This is a genomic window from Leclercia sp. Marseille-Q4284 (assembly GCF_916618945.1).
GTDB classification, from domain to species: Bacteria; Pseudomonadota; Gammaproteobacteria; order Enterobacterales; family Enterobacteriaceae; genus Enterobacter; species Enterobacter tamurae.
The window spans coordinates 527217-550996 of sequence record NZ_CAKAKG010000001.1 but is presented as its reverse complement, the minus strand read 5'-3'; the positions used below and the strand labels follow the sequence as shown (position 1 = coordinate 550996).

The following is a 23780-nucleotide window of genomic DNA, read 5'->3' as shown; positions in this document are numbered from 1 at the left end:
CCCTGAGGGCCCGTTTTTGCCGTTTTGTGACTTACTGCACTGCCACAATCTGGTCGTCTTTTTTCACCAGCTGTATCGTTTTGCCCGGGATCAGCTTCCCGGAGAGGATTTGCTGAGCCAGCGGGTTTTCGATCTGTTGCTGAATAGCGCGTTTTAAAGGACGAGCCCCGTATACCGGATCGTACCCATTCGCACTCAGCAGCTGCAGCGCGTCATCCGCAATCTGCATTTCATATCCACGCTCTTCCAGACGTTTGTACAGACGCTGCAGCTGAATACGGGCAATCGACGCAATGTGTTTTTCACCCAGCGGATGGAAGACCACCACCTCGTCGATACGGTTAATAAACTCAGGACGGAAGCTGTGGCTAACCACTCCCAGTACCAGATCCTTCATGTGACCGTAATCGAGTTCGCCGAAACGTTCCTGAATCAGATCGGAACCCAGGTTCGAGGTCATAATGACAACCGTGTTACGGAAGTCGACCGTTCTCCCCTGCCCGTCCGTCAGACGCCCATCATCCAGCACCTGCAGCAGGATGTTAAACACATCCGGATGTGCCTTTTCCACTTCATCCAGCAGGATGACGGAATATGGACGACGGCGAACCGCTTCTGTCAGATATCCGCCCTCTTCATAACCGACATAGCCCGGAGGCGCACCCACGAGACGCGACACGGAATGTTTTTCCATAAACTCGGACATGTCGATACGCACCATCGCGTCATCGCTATCGAACATAAAGTTCGCCAGCGCCTTACACAGTTCCGTCTTACCGACACCGGTTGGCCCGAGGAACAGGAAGGAGCCAATTGGACGATTAGGATCGGACAAACCTGCCCGGCTACGACGAATGGCATTCGATACTGCTTCAACCGCCTCATCCTGGCCAATAACGCGATGATGGAGATCCTCTTCCATTCGCAGCAGCTTGTCGCGTTCGCTCTCCATCATTCTGGCAACCGGGATCCCGGTCCAGCGCGCCAGCACGTCGGCAATTTCTACTTCCGTCACTTTATTACGTAACAGACGCATGGTTTTGCCTTCCTGCTGGGTTGCCGCTGCCAGCTGTTTTTCCAGCTCCGGAATTTTACCGTACTGCAGTTCAGACATCTGGGCCAGATCGCCCACGCGGCGCGCCTGTTCGATGGCTATCTTCGCCTGCTCCAGCTCAGCTTTAATAGTCTGAGTACCGGAAAGGGACGCTTTTTCCGCTTTCCACTCTTCCTCTAAGCCGGAATATTGACGCTCTTTGTCGCTCAGCTCTTCATTAAGCATATCCAGGCGCTTCTTACTCGCCTCATCCGACTCTTTCTTCAGCGCCTGCTGCTCAAGCTTGAGCTGAATGATTCGCCGATCGAGCCTGTCCAGCTCTTCCGGTTTTGAGTCTATCTGCATCCGGATGCTGGAGGCGGCCTCATCGATAAGGTCGATCGCTTTGTCCGGCAGCTGCCGGTCAGCGATATAGCGGTGCGACAAAGTCGCTGCCGCCACAATCGCCGGGTCAGTGATCTGCACGTGGTGGTGCAGCTCATAACGTTCTTTCAGGCCACGCAGAATGGCGATGGTATCTTCCACTGTCGGTTCAGCCACAAACACTTTCTGGAAGCGGCGTTCCAGGGCGGCATCTTTTTCAATGTACTGACGATACTCATCCAGCGTTGTGGCACCGACGCAGTGCAGCTCACCACGAGCCAGCGCCGGTTTCAGCATGTTCCCGGCATCCATGGCGCCGTCCGCTTTACCGGCACCCACCATGGTGTGCAGCTCATCGATAAACAGGATGACGTTGCCCTCCTGTTTCGCCAGATCGTTGAGCACGCCTTTTAAGCGCTCTTCAAACTCACCGCGGTATTTGGCCCCGGCCACCAGCGCGCCCATATCCAGCGCCAGTACACGACGGCCTTTTAAGCCTTCAGGAACTTCACCATTCACGATACGCTGCGCTAAACCTTCGACGATGGCAGTTTTACCGACACCCGGCTCACCGATCAGCACCGGGTTATTTTTGGTCCGGCGCTGCAGAACCTGAATGGTACGGCGGATCTCTTCGTCACGACCAATGACCGGGTCAAGCTTGCCCTGCTCAGCGCGCTCAGTCAGATCGACCGTATATTTCTTTAATGCCTGACGCTGGTCCTCGGCACCCTGATCGTTCACGCTTTCACCTCCACGCATCTGTGCTATCGCCTGTGTCACGTTAGCGGTGGTTGCGCCGGCCGTTTTCAGCAGGTCGGTCAATGTGCCACGTGATTCAAGCGCCGCCAGAACAAAGAGCTCTGACGAAATAAAGTTGTCGCCGCGTTTCTGCGCCAGTTTGTCGCAAAGATTCAGTACGCGAACCAGATCCTGGGACGGTTGAACATCTCCGCCCGTGCCTTCTACCTGGGGTAGACGGCTTAATGCCTGATCGATGGCTGTACGTAACTGGCCCGCATTAATGCCGGCAGACGTAAGTAAAGGACGAACCGATCCCCCTTCCTGATTCAGTAAGGCGCTCATGAGATGAAGAGGTTCGATAAATTGGTTGTCGTGCCCCAGTGCGAGTGACTGGGCATCAGCGAGAGCAAGCTGGAATTTATTAGTAAGACGATCCAGACGCATAACTCCTCCCATAACAGGTCAAAATTGCTACTGGAGATTAAATGAGGTCATCCCTCAATTATTCAAGGTGAATGACCTGAATTATGCGAAAAGAAAACGGCGCGTACCGGATCGTCTTGATTCTTTAGGTTATATCAGCCAAATGAAACTTGCCATACGGCCAGTCGTCTTGTCGCGGCGATAGGAGAAGAAATCACCCTTTTCGGTGAAAGTGCAGCGATCGCCGCCATAGATCTGGTTGATGCCAAGGTGGGTCAGGCGTTGACGGGCAAGCTGATAAATATCCGCCATGTACTTCTCCCCCTCCGGGCGAAAAGCGTTCTCTGCCTGCGGATCGTGCGCCATAAAGGCCTCACGAACTTCCGGGCCCACTTCAAAAGCCTGCGGGCCAATCGCCGGGCCGAGCCAGGCGAGGATGTTATCCGGGCTATCCGCAAAGCAGGCTACGGTTTCTTCCAGCACGCCGGCGCAGAGTCCACGCCAGCCGGCATGGGCCGCGGCCACTTCGGTACCCGCACGGTTGCAGAAAAGCACCGGCAGGCAGTCGGCGGTCATGACGGCGCAGACGGTGCCCGGAGTAGTGCTGTAAGAGGCATCGGCGCGTTTCGAAGCATAGGGTTCCCCGGTAAGACTGAGAACAGCCGTACCATGAACCTGCTCAAGCCAGACCGGTTTCGAGGGTAACTGGCCAGCAGCAAACAACCGCTTACGATTCTCTTCTACATGGTTGAGATCGTCGCCACAGTGTGCGCCCAGGTTTAAGGACTCCCAGGCTCCCTCGCTGACACCCCCGATGCGGGTGGAACTGCAGGCCGCCACGCCTGCTGGCGCCGGCCACTCAGGGACAATCAGTTTGGTCATAACCAGTCCACTGCGTCCTTATGCTCTTCAAAATCGGCGCGCATGGCGTCAATAAGATCCACCATATCCTGTGGAATTGGCGCATGCCACTCCATCTCGATACCGGTGATCGGATGATAGAGACGCAGCATCGTCGCATGCAGAGCCTGGCGGTCAAATTTACGCAACATGGCGATAAACTCTTCTGACGCGCCTTTTGGCGGACGCGGACGGCCACCGTACAGCTGATCGCCCACCAGCGGATGGGTGATGTGCGACATATGCACACGGATCTGGTGAGTACGACCGGTTTCCAGACGCAGACGCAGACGCGTATGGATACGGAAATGTTCCATGATGCGATAGTGCGTGACCGCCGGTTTACCCATCGGATGAACCGACATATGGGTACGCTTGGTCGGATGGCGACTGATAGGCTGCTCTACAGTACCGCCGGAGGTCATATGACCGATTGCCACCGCTTCGTATTCACGAGTGATTTCACGCAGCTGCAGTGACTCAACCAGACGCGTTTGCGCTGGAATGGTTTTGGCCACGACCATCAGGCCGGTGGTGTCTTTATCCAGACGATGAACAATACCCGCACGGGGTACGTCAGCGATCGGCGGATAATAGTGCAGCAGTGCATTCAGCACTGTGCCATCAGGGTTGCCTGCGCCAGGGTGGACAACAAAGTCACGCGGCTTGTTGATCACTAAAATGTCGTCATCTTCGTAGACGATGTTCAGCGGGATATCCTGAGGCTCAAAACGGACTTCTTCTTCGATATCAGCATTGATGGCGACCACTTCCCCACCCAACACTTTCTCTTTTGGCTTGTCCCAGATCTTGCCGTTTACCAGCACTCGCTGGTCAAGAATCCATTCTTTTATGCGTGAACGCGAATAATCAGGGAACATTTCGGCCAAAGCCTGATCTAAGCGTTGTCCGAGTTGTTTTTCGGAGACTGTTGCGGTGAGTTCTACTCGTTGTGCCATAGACTGCTTCTTCGTTTAACGTTGGGTTTTACGGCTTTGCCGTTTAATATAGTGTGCTATTGTAGCTGGTCTTAATCGGGAGCAGGAAAGATTCTCCCGGACAAACATTTGAGGAAAGTCAAAACGTCATGACGCGCATGAAATATCTGGTGGCAGCGGCCACGTTGAGCCTGGCTTTGGTAGGCTGCTCCGGTTCGGGTGAACAGGTCCCTGACAATCCGCCGAATGAAATCTATGCGACTGCTCAGCAAAAGCTGCAGGACGGTAACTGGAAACAGGCGATAACGCAACTGGAAGCGCTGGATAATCGTTATCCATTTGGCCCGTATTCCCAGCAGGTACAGTTGGATCTGATCTACGCTTACTATAAAAATGCCGATCTGCCACTGGCTCAGGCGACGATTGATCGCTTTATGCGTCTGAATCCGACCCATCCAAATATTGATTACGTCATGTATATGCGCGGCCTGACTAACATGGCGCTGGATGACAGTGCGCTGCAAGGCTTCTTTGGGGTTGATCGTTCAGACCGTGACCCTCAGCACGCCCGCGATGCGTTCAATGACTTCTCCAAACTGGTACGTGGCTATCCGAACAGCCAGTACGTGACGGATGCCAGCAAACGTCTGGTGTTCCTGAAAGATCGTCTGGCGAAATATGAATACTCTGTTGCGGAATACTATACCCGCCGCGGAGCATATGTTGCCGTCGTGAACCGTGTTGAAGGCATGCTGCGTGATTATCCGGATACTCAGGCAACACGCGATGGCCTGAAGCTGATGGAAAATGCCTATCGCGAGCTGCAGATGACATCTCAGGCTGACAAAGTGGCGAAGATTATCGCTGCCAACAGCAGTAGCTCCTGATTCTTTTGGTAGATAAATGCAAAACGGCAGCCTCAGGGCTGCCGTTTTTTTATCCGTTTTCGGATTAAGCTGAACCGGTTTAGCTCGCACCAATCCTATCAACTATGGCCGCAATTTCTTATTACGACAAGGCAAAAGTTGCTTCTTCCTGTCCTGCCTCACAAAAAGAATCCGTTGACAAAAAGTGACATTAAAATGTGATTTAGATCACACAAATTGACATTAAGAACGGTATGCTGGAATCACCAAGACGGGAAAGACAAGAGGTAAAATTTATGACAATGAACATTACCAGTAAACAAATGGAAATTACTCCGGCTATCCGCCAGCACGTCGCAGACCGTCTCGCCAAACTGGATAAATGGCAAACACACTTGATTAACCCGCATATCATTCTCTCTAAGGAGCCACAGGGTTTCATCGCTGACGCAACTATCAATACTCCAAACGGCCATCTGGTCGCCAGCGCGAAACATGAGGATATGTACACCGCAATCAACGATTTGATTAACAAGCTGGAACGGCAGCTCAATAAAGTGCAACACAAAGGTGAAGCCCGTCGCGCCGCAACATCGGTGAAAGACGCCAGCTTCGCAGAAGAAGTTGAAGATGAATAATCCTTTACATTGAGTCTATCGCCAACGCGCCTTCGGGCGCGTTTTTTGTTTTTTATTGACAGGGTGAAAACAGTACGGGTACTTTAAGTCTGTCTTTTGAAGGAATCATCCATGACCACTAAACCGTTTTTCTTCGCATTCTTTTTTACCTTCCCCTGATTGGGAGGCGTTTCGTCGTGTGATAAAGAATGCGAAGACGAACAACAAGGCCTCCCACACCGGGGGGCCTTTTTTATTGATAACGATAATATGATTAAGGCAACGCTATGACACCGGAAAACCCGTTACTGGATCTGCGAGACAAGATCAGCGCTCTGGATGAAAAATTGCTGTCGCTGCTGGCCGAACGCCGTGCGCTGGCCGTCGAGGTAGGAAAAGCAAAGCTGGCGTCGCATCGTCCGGTACGCGACATCGACCGTGAGCGCGACCTGCTGGAACGCCTGATCAATCTCGGCAAGACCCACCATCTGGATGCACACTACATTACCCGCCTGTTCCAGCTGATTATTGAAGACTCCGTCCTGACGCAGCAGGCGTTGCTGCAACAGCATCTCAACAAGACCAATCCGCATTCGGCGCGTATTGCCTTCCTGGGGCCGAAAGGGTCCTATTCCCACCTCGCCGCGCGTCAGTATGCGGCCCGTCACTTCGAAGAGTTTATTGAGAGCGGCTGTGCGAAGTTCGCGGATATCTTCAACCAGGTCGAGACCGGACAAGCAGATTACGCTGTCGTGCCGATCGAGAATACCAGTTCCGGCGCGATCAACGACGTATACGATTTGCTCCAGCACACCACCCTGTCGCTGGTTGGCGAGATGACTATCCCTATCGACCATTGCGTGCTGGTATCCGGCACCACCGACCTCGACAAAATCGAGACGGTATACAGCCACCCGCAACCCTTCCAGCAGTGCAGTCAGTTCCTGAACCGTTATCCGGGCTGGAAAATTGAATATACCGAGAGCACCTCGGCGGCGATGGAAAAAGTTGCGCAGGCCAACTCCCCTACAGTGGCCGCGCTGGGCAGCGAAGCGGGCGGCGCGCTGTATGGGTTGCAGGTGCTGGAGCGTAACCTCGCTAACCAGACGCAAAACATCACCCGCTTCATCGTGCTGGCGCGTAAGGCGATCAATGTTTCCGATCAGGTTCCGGCCAAGACTACCCTGCTGATGGCGACCGGTCAGCAGGCCGGTGCGCTGGTAGAAGCCCTGCTGGTACTGCGAAATCACAATCTGATTATGACCAAACTGGAATCACGCCCGATTAATGGCAACCCGTGGGAAGAGATGTTTTATCTCGACATCCAGGCCAACCTGGAATCTGCATCCCTGCAGAAAGCCCTGCGCGAACTGGGTGAGATCACCCGTTCAATGAAGGTGCTGGGCTGCTATCCGAGCGAAAACGTGGTCCCGGTTGATCCTGCTTAACGCGCTATAAACGGCCCTTTTTTCACCCCTGCCACGCTGACGGGCAGGGTGAAAATGGCACCCGAAAGGGGATAGGCCGCAATCTCCTCAGGCTCCATATTCTCCCGGGTGGTGGTGATAAATAGCGTTTGCATATCATCGCCACCGAAACAGACCATCGTCGGACAGCGCACCGGCAACCGGTACTCTTCCAGCTGTTCACCCTGGGGCGAAAAACGTGCGATCCGCCAGCCGTCGAACAGCGCACTCCAGTAACATCCTTCGACATCCACGGCCGCACCATCCGGGATCCCCTCCCCCGGCTTGAACCGACGGAAGACCTCCCGTTTACCCGGCTCGCCCTGCTCATCCAGCGGGGTGCGATAGATCACCGCGTTAGGGGTGTCGGAGGTATACATCCATTGCCTGTCGTCGCTGAATGCCAGACCGTTATGACCGTGGATATCACACTGAATGACCTCCGGCGTCAGGTCGTTATCGATTCGCATCAACAGAGCGCCGTTGTAGTCCCCCGGAGCCCAGAAAGTGCCCGCATAGAAGCGGCCAAAATGATCGGTTCCCCCGTCATTAAAACGCGCCAGCTGCGGGTTGGACGGATTATCACAAACCTTGCGTTGCAGGAGGCCGTGTTTATCCGCCAGCCAGATGCCCGTCCGCATGGCGACAATAAAGCCCCCACCCTCGCGTAGCGCGAAGCAGCCCACCTCTTCATGGAAGGATAAAACCTTGTGTTCACCTGTGGCGAGGTGGTAGCGATGGATCTCGCCCTCCAGAATATCTGCCCAGTAGAGGGCGCTTTCCGCTTCGCTCCAGGTCGGACACTCCGGTAAGTGCCCCGTATATTCAAACAGAACGCGTGGTTCAGCCATGACAAATCCCCAAAATGAAAAAAGCCAGCAGTGCTGGCTTTCAGTATATACATCATCAGATTACTGGCGACTGTCATTCGCCTGCCGTAGCAGAATGCGACTCTCGCTCTGGAAGCGTTGGGCATAATCGCCAAACCAGTGTTCAACCTTACGGAAGCTGTCGATAAACGCCTGCTTATCGCCGTGTTCCAGGAGGGTGATCGCCTCCCCGAAACGCTGGTAGTAACGCTTGATCAGCGCCAGGTTATTGCCCGAAGACATAATGATATCTGCATAAAGCTGCGGATCCTGGGCAAACAGCCGTCCGACCATCGCCAGCTCGAGGCGATAGATCGGTGACGACAGCGACAGCAGCTGCTCGAGCTGAACATTCTCTTCCGCCAGGTGCAGGCCATACGCGAAGGTTGCGAAGTGGCGCAGCGCCTGGATAAAGGCCATGTTCTGATCGTGCTCGACGGCGCTGATCCGGTGCAACCGCGCGCCCCACACCTGAATCTGCTCCAGGAACCACTGGTAGGCTTCAGGCTGACGACCATCGCAGTAGACGACTACCTGCTTCGCCAGGCTGCCGCTGTCCGGGCCGAACATCGGGTGGAGCCCGAGCACCGGACCGTTATGCGCGGCCAGCATCGCCTGCAGCGGACCATTTTTTACCGAGGCCAGATCGACCAGAATGCAGTCTTCCGGCAGCGGTGGCAGTTTAGCAATAATCTCTTCGGTGACATGAATCGGGACGCTGACAATGACCATGCCCGCATCAGCAACCATCGTCTGCGCCTGGGCCCAGTCCTCTTTTTCGAGAATGCGCACCTGGTAACCAGAGAGCGTCAGCATCTTCTCAAACAGACGTCCCATCTGCCCGCCGCCACCAACAATCACCACCGGACGCAGGGTCGGACAGAGCGTTTTAAAACCTTTGTCGTTTTCGCTGGAGTAAGACTCACGCATCACGCGGCGCAGCACATCTTCAATCAGATCCGGCGATACGCCCAGCGCCTGGGCCTCTTTGCGCCGGGATGCCAGCATAGAGGCTTCGCGCTCCGGCACGTAAATCGGCAAACCGTATTTACTTTTCACTTCGCCGACTTCAGCAACCAGAGCCATACGGCGCGCCAGCAAATCCAGCAGCGCCTTATCCACCTCGTCAATTTGATCGCGCAAGGCGGTCAATTCAGCAACCATAACAAACCTCTTAAGCCAGACGCGTCGCCAGCTGGCCGTTCAAATCTTTGTGGATCTCACGCAGCAGCGCATCCGTGGTTTCCCAGCTAATGCAGGCATCGGTTACGGAAACCCCGTGCTTCATGGCGCTGCGCGGCTGTTCGGATGACTGATTGCCTTCATGGATGTTGCTCTCAATCATCAGGCCAATAATCGAACGGTTGCCATCTTTGATCTGCGCGACGACGGATTCCGCCACCGCAGGCTGACGACGGTAATCTTTATTCGAATTACCATGACTGCAATCTACCATCAGTGCCGGGCGCAGTCCCGCCTGTTCCATCTCTTTTTCACACTGGGCAACATCTGCCGGGCTGTAGTTTGGCGCTTTGCCACCGCGCAGGATGACGTGGCCATCCGGGTTGCCCTGAGTCTGCAGCAGACAGACCTGGCCGGCCTGGTTGATGCCGACGAAACGGTGCGGCATGGCCGCAGCACGCATGGCATTGATGGCTGTCGCCAGGCTACCGTCGGTACCGTTTTTAAAGCCAACCGGCATTGAGAGACCGGAGGCCATTTCACGGTGAGTTTGTGATTCTGTGGTACGTGCGCCAATGGCGGACCAGCTGAACAGATCGCCCAGGTATTGCGGGCTGTTCGGATCCAGCGCTTCCGTTGCCAGCGGCAGGCCCATGTTAACCAGCTCCACCAGAAGATTACGCGCAATCTTCAGGCCAGCTTCCACATCAAACGAGCCATCCATGTGCGGATCGTTAATTAACCCTTTCCAGCCGACGGTGGTGCGGGGTTTTTCAAAATAGACGCGCATGACCAGGTAGAGGCTATCGCTGACCTCCTCGGCCAGAGCTTTGAAACGGTGCGCATATTCGATGGCGGTTTCTGGATCATGAATGGAGCACGGACCACATACCACCAGCAGACGCGGATCGCGCCCGGCAATAATGTCGGAGATGGTCTGGCGGGAGTGCGCAATTTGCGCCTCTTGCTCAACGCTCAGCGGGAATTCCGCTTTCAGTTGATCCGGAGTGATCAGAATATGTTCATCACTAATATGTACGTTGTTCAGCGCGTCTTTTTGCATGATTGCGATCCTGGAAGCTCGTTTGCGATAGTTGTTTCCTCGATGAGGAAGCCCAACGATACCACACCAAGTAAAGATTGCAATCCACAATTCGTAAACATTACGTTACATAGCTATTAAAAGAGTCATAAAAACGGTAAATTCGTAAACTTATCATTACAGTTAGTGGATTTTCTGTTTAACTTAAGCTCGCCCTTTTGCTTATAAAAAAATTACTACATTTCACAAGAGAAACCGGTTCGCAATATTGATTGTTTTTAATGAAAGAAATACTGGCGACATTACATTTTTGTCGTTAATAGTGCCTAATACCAATAAGATAACTTTCGATATATATTAATCTGGAGGCACGGAGAATTTACGGAGTATTCTTATGCCATTTACGTAAATTAGATCCCGTCGCATAAATTTACTTATGCTAACAATTTACTTGGGCTTTTTTCTGGCCCACGTTTTTTTTGATCTATGCTTAATTAAGATTGGTAAACAATTTCATAAGCCTACCTTGGTTAATCCTGATTTAAGGCTTTTATTTAAATAGTAATATCCCGGGTAAAACATGACGGATAAATACGATGACGGAAAAAAGCGGCACACCGTTACCCTCGCAGAAGAGCGCCTTGAGCTGGGTACGAAGAAAGTTGTAGATCGCCGCGTACGTATCACCCGCGCCACGCGGGTCGACGAGAAAAATATTACCGCCGAATTGACGCAGGAGAATGCGGACATTAAGCGCTTCGCCAAAAACGAAGTGTTGGAAGCGCAAAATATTCCTCAGATCCGGCAGGAAGGTGATGTAACGATCATCCCCATTATTGAAGAGCGTGTTGAAATAATTAAACATTACGTTCTTACTGAAGAAATCCACATTATTAAGAAACGCAGTACCGAGAGACATCAGGAAATTATCACATTGCGTTCTCAGGAAATTATTATTTCAACGGAAGATGAATGACATCCTTTACGACTTAACATGAGGAATATGAAATATGGCACATGAAAAAATCGTTACGGCGTTCACCCAACCGCAGCAGGCGGAAGTTGCTAAACAGAAACTTATTGCCGAAGGTGTACCAGAGGATGACATCGATATTATTGCGGGCGAAAGATTACATGTTGAAGACAAAGAGATTCGCCACCCAAGCTTCTGGCAGCGTCTGTTCGGCGATGATGTCGATGATAACTATGCAGCAGAATACAGCAAAGCCATCCGGGCAGGCGGCGTACTGCTGACGGCTCGGGTTGATGAGGATGACGCAGGCAGAATTGAAAACCTGCTGGATACCTATTCAAATGATTATGCTGTTAACAGCGGCCCAGGTAACGATCTCTATGGTAAAAATTACCTTGGTGAAACGAATGATGTGGGTAACCGCACTCAAGGACAGCCTGGGGTGAACACGGCCGATCCTCTTTTAGATGAAGATATCGTGACCAATAAACCGCTACCTGGCGATGCTGACTATGTCAGCGGAGGTACTGTTTCATCGGGTGTCGCAGGACGTGTCTCAGATACAACCTCAAGAGATTACGACGCGCCAACAGATTATCCGGAGCGTGTTTCAGATGATATTCAGGCGAATCCGTCTTACAGAGAAGACGATAGCCGTGAAACGCTGAAGCTGGCCGAAGAGCAGATCGACGTTAGTAAACGCCGGGTGAGCGATGGTAAAGTTCGTCTGCGCCGCTATACGGTTGAAGATGAGGTCTCGAGAGATATCTCTCTTACCGCCCAGCATGCCAGCGTTTTCCGTTCTGCCATTAACGAACCGGGTTATCTTAACGATGTGGACTGGTCCGAGAAGACGCTTGAAGTTGAAGAGTCTCATGAGGAGCCAGTGGTAGATAAAACGACTTATGTCCGCGAAGAAGTCGGCCTGCGTACAGAAACCACAGAGCGTGCTGAAACGGTGAAAGACACGGTTCGTCGACAGGAAGTTGAAGTCGATAAAAACGACCTTGACAGCGATCTCAATAAAACGAAGTACCCACCAAAAGAGTAATACCTGGCAGGCGTGTTAACTGGGGTTCGTCACCCGATGGACGACCTTGCAAATAAGCGTTAAAAAAGGAGGTTAGCATGATGCTACCCCCTTTTTTATCTACAGGTTTTCTGATGCTGTGAAAGCACTGTGGTCGTTCACACGCGCTTTAATACAAGCACGTCAGCAATAACCAACAGCAGCAGGCTACAACCCATCACCGGCATTGCCAGGCCCAGCAGAACGCTAACGACAACGCACACAGCGCGGCCCCCTACTGGTAGCGCCAGCCAGCTCTGACACAGCGTCTGGGCCAGATGCGTCGCCGTCTGCCGGGGGCGACGCATCCACCACATCCGGTAGCCCCAAACAATCATGACGCATAGTGCGAGCCCAAAGGCGATCAGCACCAGCTGATTAGGCAGGCCAAACAGCACACCCATGTGGAAATCCACACCCCAGCGGGTCAGTTTGGCCATCAGCGGGTAATCCGCAAAGCGGGTGCGATCCACAACGGTCAGGGTCGCGGGGTCCACGGCTACGGCATCAACCTGCGTCGGCCAGCCGCGATCGATCTCCGTCACCGTCCACGCCTGAGAAGCACGCTTCGCCGGGCGGATCTCCAGCTTCGTGGCATCAATGCCCGCGGCATTTGCCGCCTGCAGCACGCCGTCATAGAGGGCCAGGTCCGGCTTCATCTCCGGCATCGGCATGGTCATGTGATGACCCTGGTGCTCAGCATGCGGATCGGCTTTTTCAGCCGGGCCATGCAGCTGCGTGTTCACCTGCGGTGTGAGCCAGTTCATCTCTGCCCGCAGTTTATCCACATTCCCCCCCGCCCACTTGGACCAGGTCAGGCCGGTGGCCGAGAAAAGCAGCATCCCCAGCAACAGGCTCCAGCCGAGGGAGACATGCAGACGACGGCGATTCTGAAATCGGTTATTGATGCGCCTTTTTGGCCGGGTATAGAACCACAGGGCAATCCCGCCCAGCGCGGCGATCCACATCCACGACGCGGCCAGCTCGCTGTAAAGACGTCCCACCTCTCCCAGCAGCAAAGATCGATGCAGATAATCAATTTTCTGGCGTAACGGCAGAATGCCGCTGGTGCCGTAGACGGTCATATCTCCGCGCACCTCCAGGCTCACCGGATCGATAAAGATGGCCCGGTTTTCCGAGGCATTCAGCGCCGGGTCAATATACATCACCCGGGTGGTTTCCCCTGTTGTCAGGCCCGGACGTATCGCCTGTAGCCGCAGCTCGCCCCCGGTCACCTTTTCCGCGACGGCGATTTGCTCGGCAAGGGGACGTGCGGTGCCCCCGGTCTCGCTGAACAGCGCGTGATGATAAAGCGCATTTTCCAGCTGCGGCGTTGCGACATACAGCGTTCCGGAGAGCGCGGCGATAAAGATAAACGGTCCGACAAACAGACCAATATAGAAGTGAAGACGACGCAGCAGGTTGCCCCATGCTGCGCGCGGAGTGCAGGTAGTCATGCTTTCCCTTTTTAAGGCAAAAAGTTATCGATACACCGGGGTGTACGTTTTTTCACGCGGATTAAGCAGACAGGCGCGGTGGCGCGCGGGTATCGGGACAGAGCCAGGGGAAGAAATGCCAGTGGTGTACGGTGGGTCGCGGTGGCGTGAGACGTTGTCGGAGTACGACCGCGCTTAACAGCAGCACCAGGGCCAGGATAACGCCCGGCACATGGGCCAGCAGCACGCAGTACCCGCAGGCTTCGGCATGGTCGACAGGGATACTGTCAGACGGCGCATGGTGCTCCATCATCATGCTCATGTCGTGGTGCATACCGGGCATCGCGCTCATGGGATCTTTTTGCAACGAGACAGAGACCAGCGGCGCAAAGACGATCATCAGGATCGCAAATAACGCGAGACCTGCCGCGATACGTTGCCACTGTGCCTGATGCTGTTTTGTCGTCACTTCCCCTCCGTCAAAGCCCGGGCATTGTAAACGATTTATGACGGCAAGGTTAACGTGCAGAGCACACAGAGATAAAAAAAGGGCCAGCCTTTCGGCCAGCCCTTTTTACAGGATGTCGCTTAAGCGAATCTTAGTTCAGACGCTCTTTAATACGAGCAGACTTACCAGTACGCTCACGCAGGTAGTACAGTTTAGCTTTACGTACAGCACCACGACGTTTAACAGCAATGCTGTCAACTACCGGAGAGTGAGTCTGGAAGACACGCTCAACGCCTTCGCCGTTGGAAATTTTACGAACAGTGAATGCAGAGTGCAGACCGCGGTTACGAATAGCGATAACCACGCCCTCGAATGCCTGCAGACGTTTTTTGGAACCTTCAACAACCCATACTTTCACTTCCACGGTATCACCCGGACGGAAGGAAGGTACGTCCTGCTTCATCTGCTCTTGTTCAATTTGCTTAATAATGTTGCTCATAATTTAATCTCTTATCCTGGGTAAACTGATATTCGGGGGCCTCAGGCCATCCCATCATGTTTCTGCTGCTGGTGCGCGTGTTCTTTTTTGAACTCGGTCAGCAACTTTGCTTGCTCTTCAGTCAGAGCCAGGTTTTCCAGAAGTTCAGGTCTTCTAAGCCAGGTACGGCCCAGCGACTGCTTCAGGCGCCAGCGACGAATCTCGGCATGGTTTCCCGACAGTAATACCGGCGGTACCTCCATCCCTTCTAACACTTCAGGACGGGTATAGTGTGGACAGTCCAGCAATCCATCAGCAAAAGAGTCTTCTGTTGCTGATGCTTCATGGCCCAGTACTCCCGGAATGAACCGGGAAACGGAGTCAATCAGCGTCATTGCCGGTAACTCACCACCGCTGAGAACGTAATCGCCGATAGACCATTCTTCGTCAATCTCGGTCTGAATTACGCGCTCATCTATCCCTTCGTAGCGACCGCACACCAGAATCAGTTTCTGATTCGTTGCCAGTTCGCTGACGCCCGCTTGATCAAGCTTGCGTCCCTGAGGTGACAGATAAATCACCTTTGCGCCTTCACCTGCCGCGGCTTTTGCTGCTGCGATGGCATCCCGTAAGGGTTGAACCATCATGAGCATCCCCGGTCCGCCGCCGTAAGGACGTTCGTCCACGGTACGGTGCCGGTCATGGGTGAAGTCACGTGGACTCCAGCTTTCGATGCTCAGCAGGCCATTTTTTACTGCCCGGCCAGTTACCCCGTAATCAGTAATCGCGCGGAACATTTCAGGAAACAGGCTAATTATGCCAATCCACATAGCGCCGTCTTTTACCGTTTTCAGGAGAATTTAAAAACCAGGATCCCAATCTACTTCAATGGTTTGAGTAGCGAGATCGACTTTCTTGATAACCTGCCCATCGAGGAACGGAACCAGCCGCTCCTTGATACCGAACGCATCTTTCAGGTTTGCCTTAATGACGAGAACGTCATTGGATCCGGTTTCCATCATATCGATGACTTTCCCCAGACCGTAGCCTTCAGTGGTCACTACCTGACAACCGATAAGGTCTTTCCAGTAGTAGCCATCTTCCAGCTGAGGCAGCTGCGACGAATCCACGACAATTTCACAATTAGTCAGTGCATTCGCGGCATCGCGATCGTCAACGCCTTTCAGCTTGATGACGATGTCCTGATTGTGGTGACGCCAGCTTTCCAGCTCGACCTCTTGCCACTGACCCGCCTTCTGGATAAACCAGGGCTGATAGTCAAAAATGCTTTCAGCGTCTTCGGTGGAGGAAAACACTCTGAGCCAGCCACGGATACCGTAGCAAGAACCCATTTTGCCCAATACAATCGGTTCAACAGGTGCTTTTTTGCTCATCATGACCACCGTGACAGATTAAGCTGCTTTGTTTGCTGCTTTGATCAGCGTAGCAACGCGATCGGATACAGTAGCGCCCAGGCCAACCCAGTGAGCGATACGATCCAGATCCAGACGGGTTTCTTCTTCTGCGCCAGAGGCCAGTGGGTTGAAGAAACCAACGCGCTCGATGAAGCGACCGTTGCGTGCATTACGGCTGTCAGTAACAACAACCTGGTAGAACGGACGCTTTTTCGCGCCGTGACGTGCTAAACGAATAGTTACCATAACATCCTCTTGTGTGAATAAAACACCGGGCTCCATCGGAGGGAAGGAGCCCGGTGTCATATTAAAAGCCCGAAAATTTTACTGATTTCTGGGGAAAATGCAATCAACAGTTGCGGATCCGCCGTAAAAGGCCGATTAACGCCCAGGGAAGCCTGGCGGCATCATCCCTTTCATCCCACGCATCATTTTGGCCATACCGCCCTTCTTCATCTTCTTCATCATGCGCTGCATGTCGTCGAACTGCTTCAGAAGGCGGTTAACGTCCTGGACCTGCATCCCGCAGCCCGCTGCGATACGGCGTTTACGGGAGCCTTTAATGATTTCCGGCTTAGCACGCTCTTTCAGCGTCATGGAGTTGATAATCGCCTCCATCCGCACCAGAACTTTATCGTCCATCTGCGATTTTACGTTGTCCGGGATCTGGCCCATGCCCGGCAGCTTGCCCATCAGGCTCGCCATACCGCCCATGTTCTTCATCTGGCGCAGCTGTTCCAGGAAGTCGGTCAGATCGAAACCGTCGCCTTTTTTCAGCTTGGTCGCCAGCTTCTCGGCCTGCGCGCGGTCAACTTTGCTCTCGATATCTTCGATCAGCGACAGCACGTCGCCCATGCCGAGGATACGGGAAGCGATACGGTCCGGGTGGAACGGCTCCAGTGCTTCGGTCTTCTCGCCGACGCCGAGGAATTTAATCGGCTTACCGGTAATATGACGAATAGAGAGCGCCGCACCGCCGCGGGCGTCGCCGTCCACTTTAGTCAGAACCACACCGGTTAACGGCAGCGCTTCGTTAAACGCTTTCGCCGTATTCGCCGCATCCTGACCGGTCATGGCATCGACCACAAACAGGGTTTCAACCGGATTGATCGCGGCATGTACCTGTTTGATTTCGTCCATCATCGCTTCATCAACGTGCAGACGACCGGCGGTATCCACCAGCAGCACGTCGAAGAACTTCAGCTTCGCTTCTTTCAGCGCCGCATTCACGATGTCGATCGGCTTCTGCGACACGTCAGACGGGAAGAAGTCGACGCTAACCTGTTCAGCCAGGGTCTCCAGCTGTCTGATCGCCGCCGGGCGATAGACGTCAGCAGAGACGACCAGAACTTTCTTCTTGTGCTTCTCGCGCAGGAATTTACCCAGCTTAGCGACGCTGGTGGTTTTACCCGCACCCTGCAGACCGGCCATCAGCACTACCGCTGGCGGTTGCGCCGCGAGGTTCAGACTCTGGTTCTCTTCGCCCATCGCCGAAACCAGTTCGTTACGGACGATTTTGACGAACTCCTGACCCGGGGTCAGGCTCTTGTTCACTTCATGACCAACCGCTTTCTCTTTAACGCGGTTGATGAAATCACGCACGACCGGCAACGCGACGTCTGCTTCAAGCAGCGCCATGCGCACTTCGCGCAGCGTCTCTTTGATGTTGTCTTCGGTAAGGCGTCCACGGCCGCTGATGTTGCGCAGCGTGCGCGACAAACGATCGGTTAAATTATCAAACATTGTCTCTCGCCTGGGGTAGAAACGTTAGGTCGCTGACGCGACACGTACACAGAATTTTGCCGCAGTATAACATGATGCCGCCTTTGTTGTTATGCAACGGTTGGAGCACGCGTCACGTAACGTTATACTGCCTCTCTTTCTCATCAGGATAACTGTCGACACCTCTATGCCTGTTTTCGCACTGATCGCCCTTGTGGCGTACTCTGTCAGCCTCGCGCTGATCATCCCTGGCCTGCTACAAAAAAACAGCGGCTGGCGGCGAATGGCTATTTTGTCGGCTGTCATCGCGTTGATAAGTCATGCTTTTGCGCTCGAAGCGCGCATTCTGCCGGGAGACGGCAGCGGGCAAAACCTGAGCCTGCTTAACGTCGGGTCGCTGGTGAGCCTGATGATCTGTACGGTGATGACCATTGTGGCCTCGAAAAACCGCGGCTGGCTGCTGCTGCCGATAGTCTACGCCTTTGCGCTGATCAACCTCGCCTTTGCCACCTTTGTGCCAAACGAGTTCATCACTCACCTTGAAACCACTCCGGGGATGATGGTGCATATTGGCCTGTCGCTGTTCTCATATGCGACGCTGATCATTGCCGCACTGTACGCGCTCCAGCTGGCCTGGATTGACTACCAGCTCAAGAACAAAAAACTGGCCTTCAGCAATGAAATGCCGCCGCTGATGACCATCGAGCGCAAGATGTTTCACATCACCCAGGTCGGGGTAGTCTTGCTGACGCTCACGCTGAGTACCGGCCTGTTTTATATGCACAATCTCTTCAGCATGGAGAATATCGACAAGGCCGTGCTCTCCATCATCGCGTGGTTTGTCTATATTGTCCTGTTATGGGGCCATTATCATGAAGGCTGGCGCGGTCGCCGCGTAGTCTGGTTCAACGTTGCGGGAGCAGGCCTCCTGACAATGGCTTATTTTGGTAGCCGCATCATCCAGCAGATCGCCGGCTAAGCAACCAAGGAGTTCCCCCTGGAACACATCTCCACCACCACGCTGATCATCACCCTGATCGTTATGGTGGTTATCTCCGCCTATTTCTCCGGCTCAGAAACCGGCATGATGACGCTGAACCGCTACCGGTTACGTCATCGCGCCAAACAGGGTAACCGGGCCGCCCGTCGAGTGGAAAAACTGCTGCGCAAACCGGATCGCCTGATAAGCCTGGTGCTTATCGGCAATAACCTGGTCAACATTCTCGCCTCTGCGCTGGGCACCATTGTCGGCATGCGTCTGTACGGCAACGCCGGGGTCGCCATCGCCACCGGGGTGCTGACCTTTGTGGTACTGGTTTTTGCCGAAGTGCTACCGAAAACCGTCGCCGCGCTCTACCCCGAGAAGGTCGCCTATCCCAGCAGTTTCCTGCTGGCGCCATTACTCATCCTGATGATGCCCCTGGTCTGGCTGTTAAACGGCGTGACGCGAGTGCTGATGCGCATGGTGGGCATTAAAGCGGATGTGGTGATCAGCAGCGCGCTGAGCAAGGATGAACTGCGCACCATCGTGCATGAATCACGCTCGCAAATTTCCCGCCGCAACCAGGATATGCTGCTGTCAGTGCTGGATCTGGAAAAGGTCAGTGTCGACGACATCATGGTGCCGCGCAACGAGATCGTCGGTATCGACATCAACGATGACTGGAAGGCGATTGTCCGCCAACTGACCCACTCCCCGCATGGCCGCATCGTGCTGTACCGGGATTCGCTGGATGACACCATCAGCATGCTGCGCGTGCGCGAAGCCTATCGTCTGATGACCGAGAAAAAAGAGTTCACCAAAGAGGTGCTGCTGCGTGCGGCGGATGAGATCTATTACATTCCGGAAGGCACCCCGCTCAGCACCCAGTTGATCAAATTTCAGCGCAACAAAAAGAAAGTGGGTCTGGTGGTCGATGAGTATGGCGATATCCAGGGTCTGGTGACGGTAGAGGATATTCTGGAGGAGATCGTGGGCGACTTCACCACCTCCATGTCCCCTTCCCTCGCCGAAGAGGTCACGCCGCAGAATGACGGCTCGGTGCTGATTGACGGCAGCGCGAACGTTCGTGAACTGAACAAAGCCTTTAACTGGCAGATGCCGGAAGAGGAAGCCCGCACCATTAACGGCATGATTCTGGAAGCGCTGGAGGAGATCCCGGCGGCAGGTACGCGGGTGCGTATTGGCCAGTATGATATTGATATCCTGGACGTGCAGGACAATATGATTAAGCAGGTGAGAGTGTTGCCGGTTAAACCGCTCAGGGAGAGCGTCGCGGAGTAAGCTGTTGTAGGCCGGGTCAGGCGAAGCCGCCACCCGGCACTACGGGAGGCGAGTTACGCCTTAGCTTTCGCCACGGAGACCATCGCCGCGCGAATGGTACGACCGTTCAGGGTATAGCCTTTCTGCATCACCATCAGCACGTTACCGGCAGCAACGTCTTCAGACTCCACCATCGCAATCGCCTGATGCACGTTCGGATCCATCGGCACGTTGGTGTCGGCAACCACTTCCACGCCAAACTTCTTCACCACGTCGAGCATGGATTTCAGCGTCAGTTCGATCCCTTCAACCATCGGGGCCAGGTCCGGGTTCGCTTTATCCGCCACTTCCAGCGCGCGATCCAGGCTGTCGATAACCGGCAGCAGTTCGTTGACGAACTTCTCCAGCGCAAATTTATGCGCCTTTTCAACGTCCAGCTCGGTACGGCGACGCAGGTTTTCCATTTCCGCTTTGATACGCAGGATGCCATCGCGCTCGCGATTCTGGGCTTCAACTACCTGAGCTTCCAGATTCGCAATTTTTTCATCGCGCGGATCCACCTGCTCAGCACCAGCCTCAGGCTCTGCAGCCTCAACCTCTTCGTGCTGCTCCGTGATAATTTCTTCCGGGGCTTGCCCCTCAGGCGTTTTCTGTTCTTTACTACTCATGAATTTCTCCGCGTTTTTCTGCATTCAACTCGCTAACTTCGCTTATTATGGGGATCAGTTTCCGGGATTCAAGGGAACAAGCCACATTGTCATCATTCATTCGCACAAGGACCTTCAGAAAATGAGCAACCATTTCAAGTGTATTGGGATTGTCGGTCATCCACGTCACCCTACCGCGTTGACGACACATGAAATGCTGTATCGCTGGCTGTGCGCGAAAAACTACGATGTGATTGTTGAACAACAGATTGCCCAGGAACTGCAGCTTACCAATGTCAAAACCGGCACGCTGGCGGAAATCGGTCAGCAGGCCGACCTGGCGGTGGTGGTCGGGGGCGACGGCAATATGCTCGGCGCCGCGCGAACCCTCGCCCGTTACGATATTAAAGTCATCGGCATCAACCGTGGCAACCTGGGCTTTTTAACCGACCTCGACCCGGATAACGCCCAGCAGCAGCTCGCCGACGTGCTGGAAGGGCACTACATCTGTGAAAAACGTTTTTTACTGGAAGCCCAGGTGTGCCAGCAGGATTGCCAGAAGCGGATCAGCACCGCCATTAACGAAGTGGTACTGCATCCGGGCAAAGTGGCGCACATGATTGAGTTCGAAGTCTATATCGATGAAATCTTTGCCTTCTCGCAGCGCTCCGATGGGCTGATTATCTCTACTCCCACCGGCTCTACGGCCTATTCGCTCTCAGCGGGCGGCCCGATCCTCACCCCGTCGCTGGATGCCATCACCCTGGTGCCGATGTTTCCGCATACCCTCTCGGCACGCCCGCTGGTCATCAACAGCAGCAGCACCATCCGGCTGCGCTTCTCGCACCGCCGTAACGACCTGGAGATCAGCTGCGACAGCCAAATCGCGCTGCCCATTCAGGAAGGGGAAGATGTGCTCATTCGCCGCTGCGATTATCACCTGAATCTGATTCACCCGAAAGACTACAGCTATTTCAACACATTAAGCTCCAAGCTCGGCTGGTCGAAAAAATTGTTCTGAAATAGCATCCAGGACTTTACTGTATAAAAAACCAGTTTATACTGTACACAAACACAGTTATGGTTTTTCATACAGGAAAACGTTTATGCTGGCACAACTGACCATCAGCAACTTCGCCATCGTTCGTGAGCTCGAAATTGATTTCAACAGCGGAATGACAGCTATCACCGGGGAAACCGGTGCCGGTAAATCTATTGCGATTGATGCGCTCGGGCTGTGCCTTGGCGGTCGTGCCGACGGCGACATGGTTCGCGCTGGCGCCAGCCGCGCCGATCTCTGCGCCCGTTTCTCCCTGAAAGATACCCCTGCCGCCCTGCGCTGGCTTGAACAGAACCAGCTTGAAGATGGGCGTGAGTGCTTACTTCGTCGTGTCCTCAACAGCGACGGCCGCTCCCGTGGCTTTATCAACGGTACCGCGGTGCCGCTGTCCCAACTGCGCGAACTGGGCCAGCTGTTAATCCAGATCCACGGGCAGCACGCCCATCAGCAACTGATCAAGCCTGAGCAGCAGAAGTCCTTACTCGACGGCTATGCCGGTGAGTCTGACCTTATGCAGCTGATGGCAGCGCACTATCGTCAGTGGCACCAAAGCTGCCGTGAACTGGCGCTGCATCAACAGCAGAGCCAGGAGCGGGCAGCCCGTGCCGAACTGCTGGCCTATCAGCTGAAAGAGCTAAACGAGTTCAGCCCGCAGCCGGGCGAGTTTGAGCAGATTGACGAAGAGTACAAACGTCTCGCCAACAGCGGTCAGCTGCTCTCCACCAGCCAGCAGGCGCTGAACCTGATGGCCGATGGCGAGGATGTGAATCTACAAAGCCAGCTCTATACCGTGCGCCAGTTAGTGACCGAGCTGGCGGGCGTGGACAGCAAAGTGTCCGGTATGCTGGATATGCTGGAAGAGGCGGCGATTCAGATCTCTGAAGCCAGTGACGAGCTGCGTCACTACTGCGAGCGTCTTGATCTCGATCCCAACCGTCTGTTTGAGCTGGAACAGCGCATTTCGCGCCAAATTTCTCTGGCGCGTAAGCACCACGTTTCGCCTGAGGAGCTGCCTGCGTTCCACCAGTCCCTGCTTGATGAGCAACATCAGCTCGACGATCAGGCCGACTCGCTGGAGACCCTCTCTCTGGCCGTCAGCGTGCATCATCAGCAGGCGATGCAAACCGCCACGCAGCTGCACAATGTCCGCCAGCGTTACGCTCAGGAGCTGAGCCAGCACATCACAGAGAGCATGCATCTGCTGTCGATGCCGCACGGCGTTTTCACTATCGACGTGAAGCTCGAAGACAATCACCTGACGGCCGAAGGGGCAGACCGCATTGAATTCCGCGTGACCACTAACCCGGGCCAGCCGCTGCAGGCTATCTCCCGGGTCGCGTCCGGCGGTGAGCTGTCGCGTATCGCCCTGGCGATTCAGGTGATTACGGCGAAGAAAATGGAAACCCCGGCGCTGATCTTCGATGAAGTGGATGTCGGTATCAGCGGTCCGACCGCGGCGGTAGTCGGTAAACTGCTGCGTCAGCTTGGCGAGTCCACCCAGGTTATGTGTGTGACCCACCTGCCGCAGGTTGCCGGTTGCGGCCACCATCACTTCTTCGTCAGCAAAGAAACTGACGGCGAGATGACCGAAACGCACATGCAGCCGCTGGACAAACGCGCCCGTCTGCAGGAGCTGGCCCGTCTGCTGGGCGGCAGCGAAGTCACCCGCAACACACTGGCGAACGCGAAAGAACTGCTGGCCGCGTAAACTTTTTCGGTATCTCAGGGTCATACAGAACAATAAAAACGCCGACAGACCGGACGCCAGAGGTTTTAATGTGGTGAAAGGTCTATTATCATCGGCA

24 protein-coding genes and 1 other annotated feature are annotated in these 23780 nt (G+C 54.2%); of the genes, 10 read left to right on the top strand and 14 right to left on the bottom strand.

The genetic code is table 11. The features are described from left to right. Nucleotides 1-31: 31 nt before the first annotated feature. The 3 genes from clpB to rluD all read right to left on the bottom strand — a co-directional run bounded on the left by clpB (nucleotide 32) and on the right by rluD (nucleotide 4443). Nucleotides 32-2605: an ATP-dependent chaperone ClpB gene (clpB, locus tag LG383_RS02565; protein ID WP_225758263.1), complete on the bottom strand. Its 2574-nt coding sequence runs from the start codon at nucleotides 2603-2605 to the stop codon at nucleotides 32-34. Nucleotides 2606-2734: 129 nt separating this feature from the next. Then, the gene (gene yfiH, locus LG383_RS02560; RefSeq protein WP_225758262.1) at nucleotides 2735-3466 is read right to left on the bottom strand and encodes a purine nucleoside phosphorylase YfiH; all 732 of its coding nucleotides are present in this window, start codon (nucleotides 3464-3466) and stop codon (nucleotides 2735-2737) included. Further along, the gene (gene rluD / locus LG383_RS02555) at nucleotides 3463-4443 is read right to left on the bottom strand and encodes a 23S rRNA pseudouridine(1911/1915/1917) synthase RluD (protein ID WP_106995040.1); all 981 of its coding nucleotides are present in this window, start codon (nucleotides 4441-4443) and stop codon (nucleotides 3463-3465) included. Before rluD ends, yfiH begins: the two co-directional genes overlap by 4 nt. A 128-nt stretch (nucleotides 4444-4571) precedes the next feature. Here rluD and bamD point away from each other — a divergent pair, with 128 nt between their 5' ends. The 4 genes from bamD to pheA all read left to right on the top strand — a co-directional run bounded on the left by bamD (nucleotide 4572) and on the right by pheA (nucleotide 7353). Then, nucleotides 4572-5309 carry an outer membrane protein assembly factor BamD gene (gene bamD / locus LG383_RS02550; RefSeq protein ID WP_106995039.1) on the top strand — a complete coding sequence of 246 codons (738 nt, stop codon included), beginning with the start codon at nucleotides 4572-4574 and terminating at the stop codon, nucleotides 5307-5309. 275 nt (nucleotides 5310-5584) lie between these two features. Next, nucleotides 5585-5926, top strand: coding sequence for a ribosome-associated translation inhibitor RaiA (raiA, locus tag LG383_RS02545; RefSeq protein WP_106995038.1), 342 nt, complete (start codon nucleotides 5585-5587; stop codon nucleotides 5924-5926). Between the two features lie 110 nt (nucleotides 5927-6036). Then, nucleotides 6037-6162, top strand: a sequence feature (Phe leader region). Next, nucleotides 6038-6085: a hypothetical protein gene (locus LG383_RS02540; RefSeq protein WP_225759495.1), complete on the top strand. Its 48-nt coding sequence runs from the start codon at nucleotides 6038-6040 to the stop codon at nucleotides 6083-6085. Its footprint overlaps the feature before it by 48 nt. 30 nt (nucleotides 6163-6192) lie before the next feature. Further along, nucleotides 6193-7353, top strand: a complete 1161-nt coding sequence (gene pheA / locus LG383_RS02535; protein WP_106995037.1) for a bifunctional chorismate mutase/prephenate dehydratase — start codon at nucleotides 6193-6195, stop codon at nucleotides 7351-7353. Here pheA and LG383_RS02530 read toward each other — a convergent pair. The 3 genes from LG383_RS02530 to aroF are packed head-to-tail and all read right to left on the bottom strand — an operon-like array spanning nucleotide 7350 to nucleotide 10485. After that, nucleotides 7350-8222, bottom strand: a complete 873-nt coding sequence (locus LG383_RS02530; protein ID WP_106995036.1) for an SMP-30/gluconolactonase/LRE family protein — start codon at nucleotides 8220-8222, stop codon at nucleotides 7350-7352. The two genes, pheA and LG383_RS02530, sit on opposite strands and share 4 nt — an antisense overlap. A 60-nt stretch (nucleotides 8223-8282) precedes the next feature. Further along, nucleotides 8283-9404, bottom strand: coding sequence for a bifunctional chorismate mutase/prephenate dehydrogenase (gene tyrA / locus LG383_RS02525; RefSeq protein ID WP_106995035.1), 1122 nt, complete (start codon nucleotides 9402-9404; stop codon nucleotides 8283-8285). 10 nt (nucleotides 9405-9414) lie between these two features. Then, nucleotides 9415-10485, bottom strand: coding sequence for a 3-deoxy-7-phosphoheptulonate synthase AroF (gene aroF / locus LG383_RS02520; RefSeq protein ID WP_106995034.1), 1071 nt, complete (start codon nucleotides 10483-10485; stop codon nucleotides 9415-9417). Nucleotides 10486-11044: 559 nt separating this feature from the next. Between aroF and LG383_RS02515 the strand changes: the two genes are divergently transcribed. Beyond that, nucleotides 11045-11440 carry a DUF2382 domain-containing protein gene (locus LG383_RS02515; RefSeq protein ID WP_106995033.1) on the top strand — a complete coding sequence of 132 codons (396 nt, stop codon included), beginning with the start codon at nucleotides 11045-11047 and terminating at the stop codon, nucleotides 11438-11440. A gap of 34 nt (nucleotides 11441-11474) precedes the next feature. Further along, nucleotides 11475-12488, top strand: coding sequence for a YsnF/AvaK domain-containing protein (locus tag LG383_RS02510; protein ID WP_106995032.1), 1014 nt, complete (start codon nucleotides 11475-11477; stop codon nucleotides 12486-12488). Nucleotides 12489-12625: 137 nt separating this feature from the next. On the opposite strand, the gene LG383_RS02505 is transcribed toward LG383_RS02510, so the two are convergent. The 7 genes from LG383_RS02505 to ffh all read right to left on the bottom strand — a co-directional run bounded on the left by LG383_RS02505 (nucleotide 12626) and on the right by ffh (nucleotide 18026). Then, nucleotides 12626-13963, bottom strand: coding sequence for a PepSY domain-containing protein (locus LG383_RS02505; RefSeq protein ID WP_225758261.1), 1338 nt, complete (start codon nucleotides 13961-13963; stop codon nucleotides 12626-12628). A gap of 61 nt (nucleotides 13964-14024) precedes the next feature. Continuing rightward, nucleotides 14025-14411 (bottom strand): DUF2946 domain-containing protein, encoded by a 387-nt coding sequence (locus LG383_RS02500; protein WP_225758260.1) that lies wholly within the window; start codon nucleotides 14409-14411, stop codon nucleotides 14025-14027. A 130-nt stretch (nucleotides 14412-14541) separates the two neighbouring features. Continuing rightward, complete coding sequence (gene rplS, locus LG383_RS02495; protein ID WP_006178051.1) at nucleotides 14542-14889, bottom strand: 50S ribosomal protein L19; 348 nt, start codon at nucleotides 14887-14889, stop codon at nucleotides 14542-14544. Nucleotides 14890-14930: 41 nt separating this feature from the next. Beyond that, nucleotides 14931-15698 (bottom strand): tRNA (guanosine(37)-N1)-methyltransferase TrmD, encoded by a 768-nt coding sequence (gene trmD, locus LG383_RS02490; RefSeq protein ID WP_225758259.1) that lies wholly within the window; start codon nucleotides 15696-15698, stop codon nucleotides 14931-14933. 30 nt (nucleotides 15699-15728) lie between these two features. Continuing rightward, a complete protein-coding gene (gene rimM, locus LG383_RS02485; RefSeq protein WP_370635116.1) occupies nucleotides 15729-16265 on the bottom strand; it encodes a ribosome maturation factor RimM in 537 nt (178 codons plus the stop codon). Between the two features lie 15 nt (nucleotides 16266-16280). After that, nucleotides 16281-16529, bottom strand: coding sequence for a 30S ribosomal protein S16 (gene rpsP / locus LG383_RS02480; protein WP_106994996.1), 249 nt, complete (start codon nucleotides 16527-16529; stop codon nucleotides 16281-16283). A 135-nt stretch (nucleotides 16530-16664) separates the two neighbouring features. Further along, the gene (gene ffh, locus LG383_RS02475) at nucleotides 16665-18026 is read right to left on the bottom strand and encodes a signal recognition particle protein (RefSeq protein ID WP_106994995.1); all 1362 of its coding nucleotides are present in this window, start codon (nucleotides 18024-18026) and stop codon (nucleotides 16665-16667) included. 166 nt (nucleotides 18027-18192) lie between these two features. On the opposite strand from ffh, the gene LG383_RS02470 reads away from it, so the two are divergent. Together LG383_RS02470 and LG383_RS02465 are read left to right on the top strand one after the other, a co-directional pair. Next, nucleotides 18193-18984, top strand: a complete 792-nt coding sequence (locus LG383_RS02470) for an inner membrane protein YpjD (RefSeq protein WP_106994994.1) — start codon at nucleotides 18193-18195, stop codon at nucleotides 18982-18984. Between the two features lie 18 nt (nucleotides 18985-19002). Further along, complete coding sequence (locus LG383_RS02465; protein ID WP_106994993.1) at nucleotides 19003-20289, top strand: HlyC/CorC family transporter; 1287 nt, start codon at nucleotides 19003-19005, stop codon at nucleotides 20287-20289. A 53-nt stretch (nucleotides 20290-20342) separates the two neighbouring features. Here the strand turns inward: LG383_RS02465 and grpE are convergent, their stop codons facing one another. Beyond that, entirely contained in the window at nucleotides 20343-20936 is a 594-nt protein-coding gene (gene grpE, locus LG383_RS02460; protein WP_146145537.1) for a nucleotide exchange factor GrpE, read from the bottom strand. A gap of 121 nt (nucleotides 20937-21057) precedes the next feature. Between grpE and nadK the strand changes: the two genes are divergently transcribed. Together nadK and recN are read left to right on the top strand one after the other, a co-directional pair. Further along, nucleotides 21058-21936, top strand: coding sequence for an NAD(+) kinase (nadK, locus tag LG383_RS02455; protein ID WP_225758258.1), 879 nt, complete (start codon nucleotides 21058-21060; stop codon nucleotides 21934-21936). 85 nt (nucleotides 21937-22021) lie between these two features. Then, the gene (gene recN / locus LG383_RS02450; RefSeq protein WP_225758257.1) at nucleotides 22022-23683 is read left to right on the top strand and encodes a DNA repair protein RecN; all 1662 of its coding nucleotides are present in this window, start codon (nucleotides 22022-22024) and stop codon (nucleotides 23681-23683) included. The last annotated feature ends 97 nt before the right edge of the window (nucleotides 23684-23780 follow it).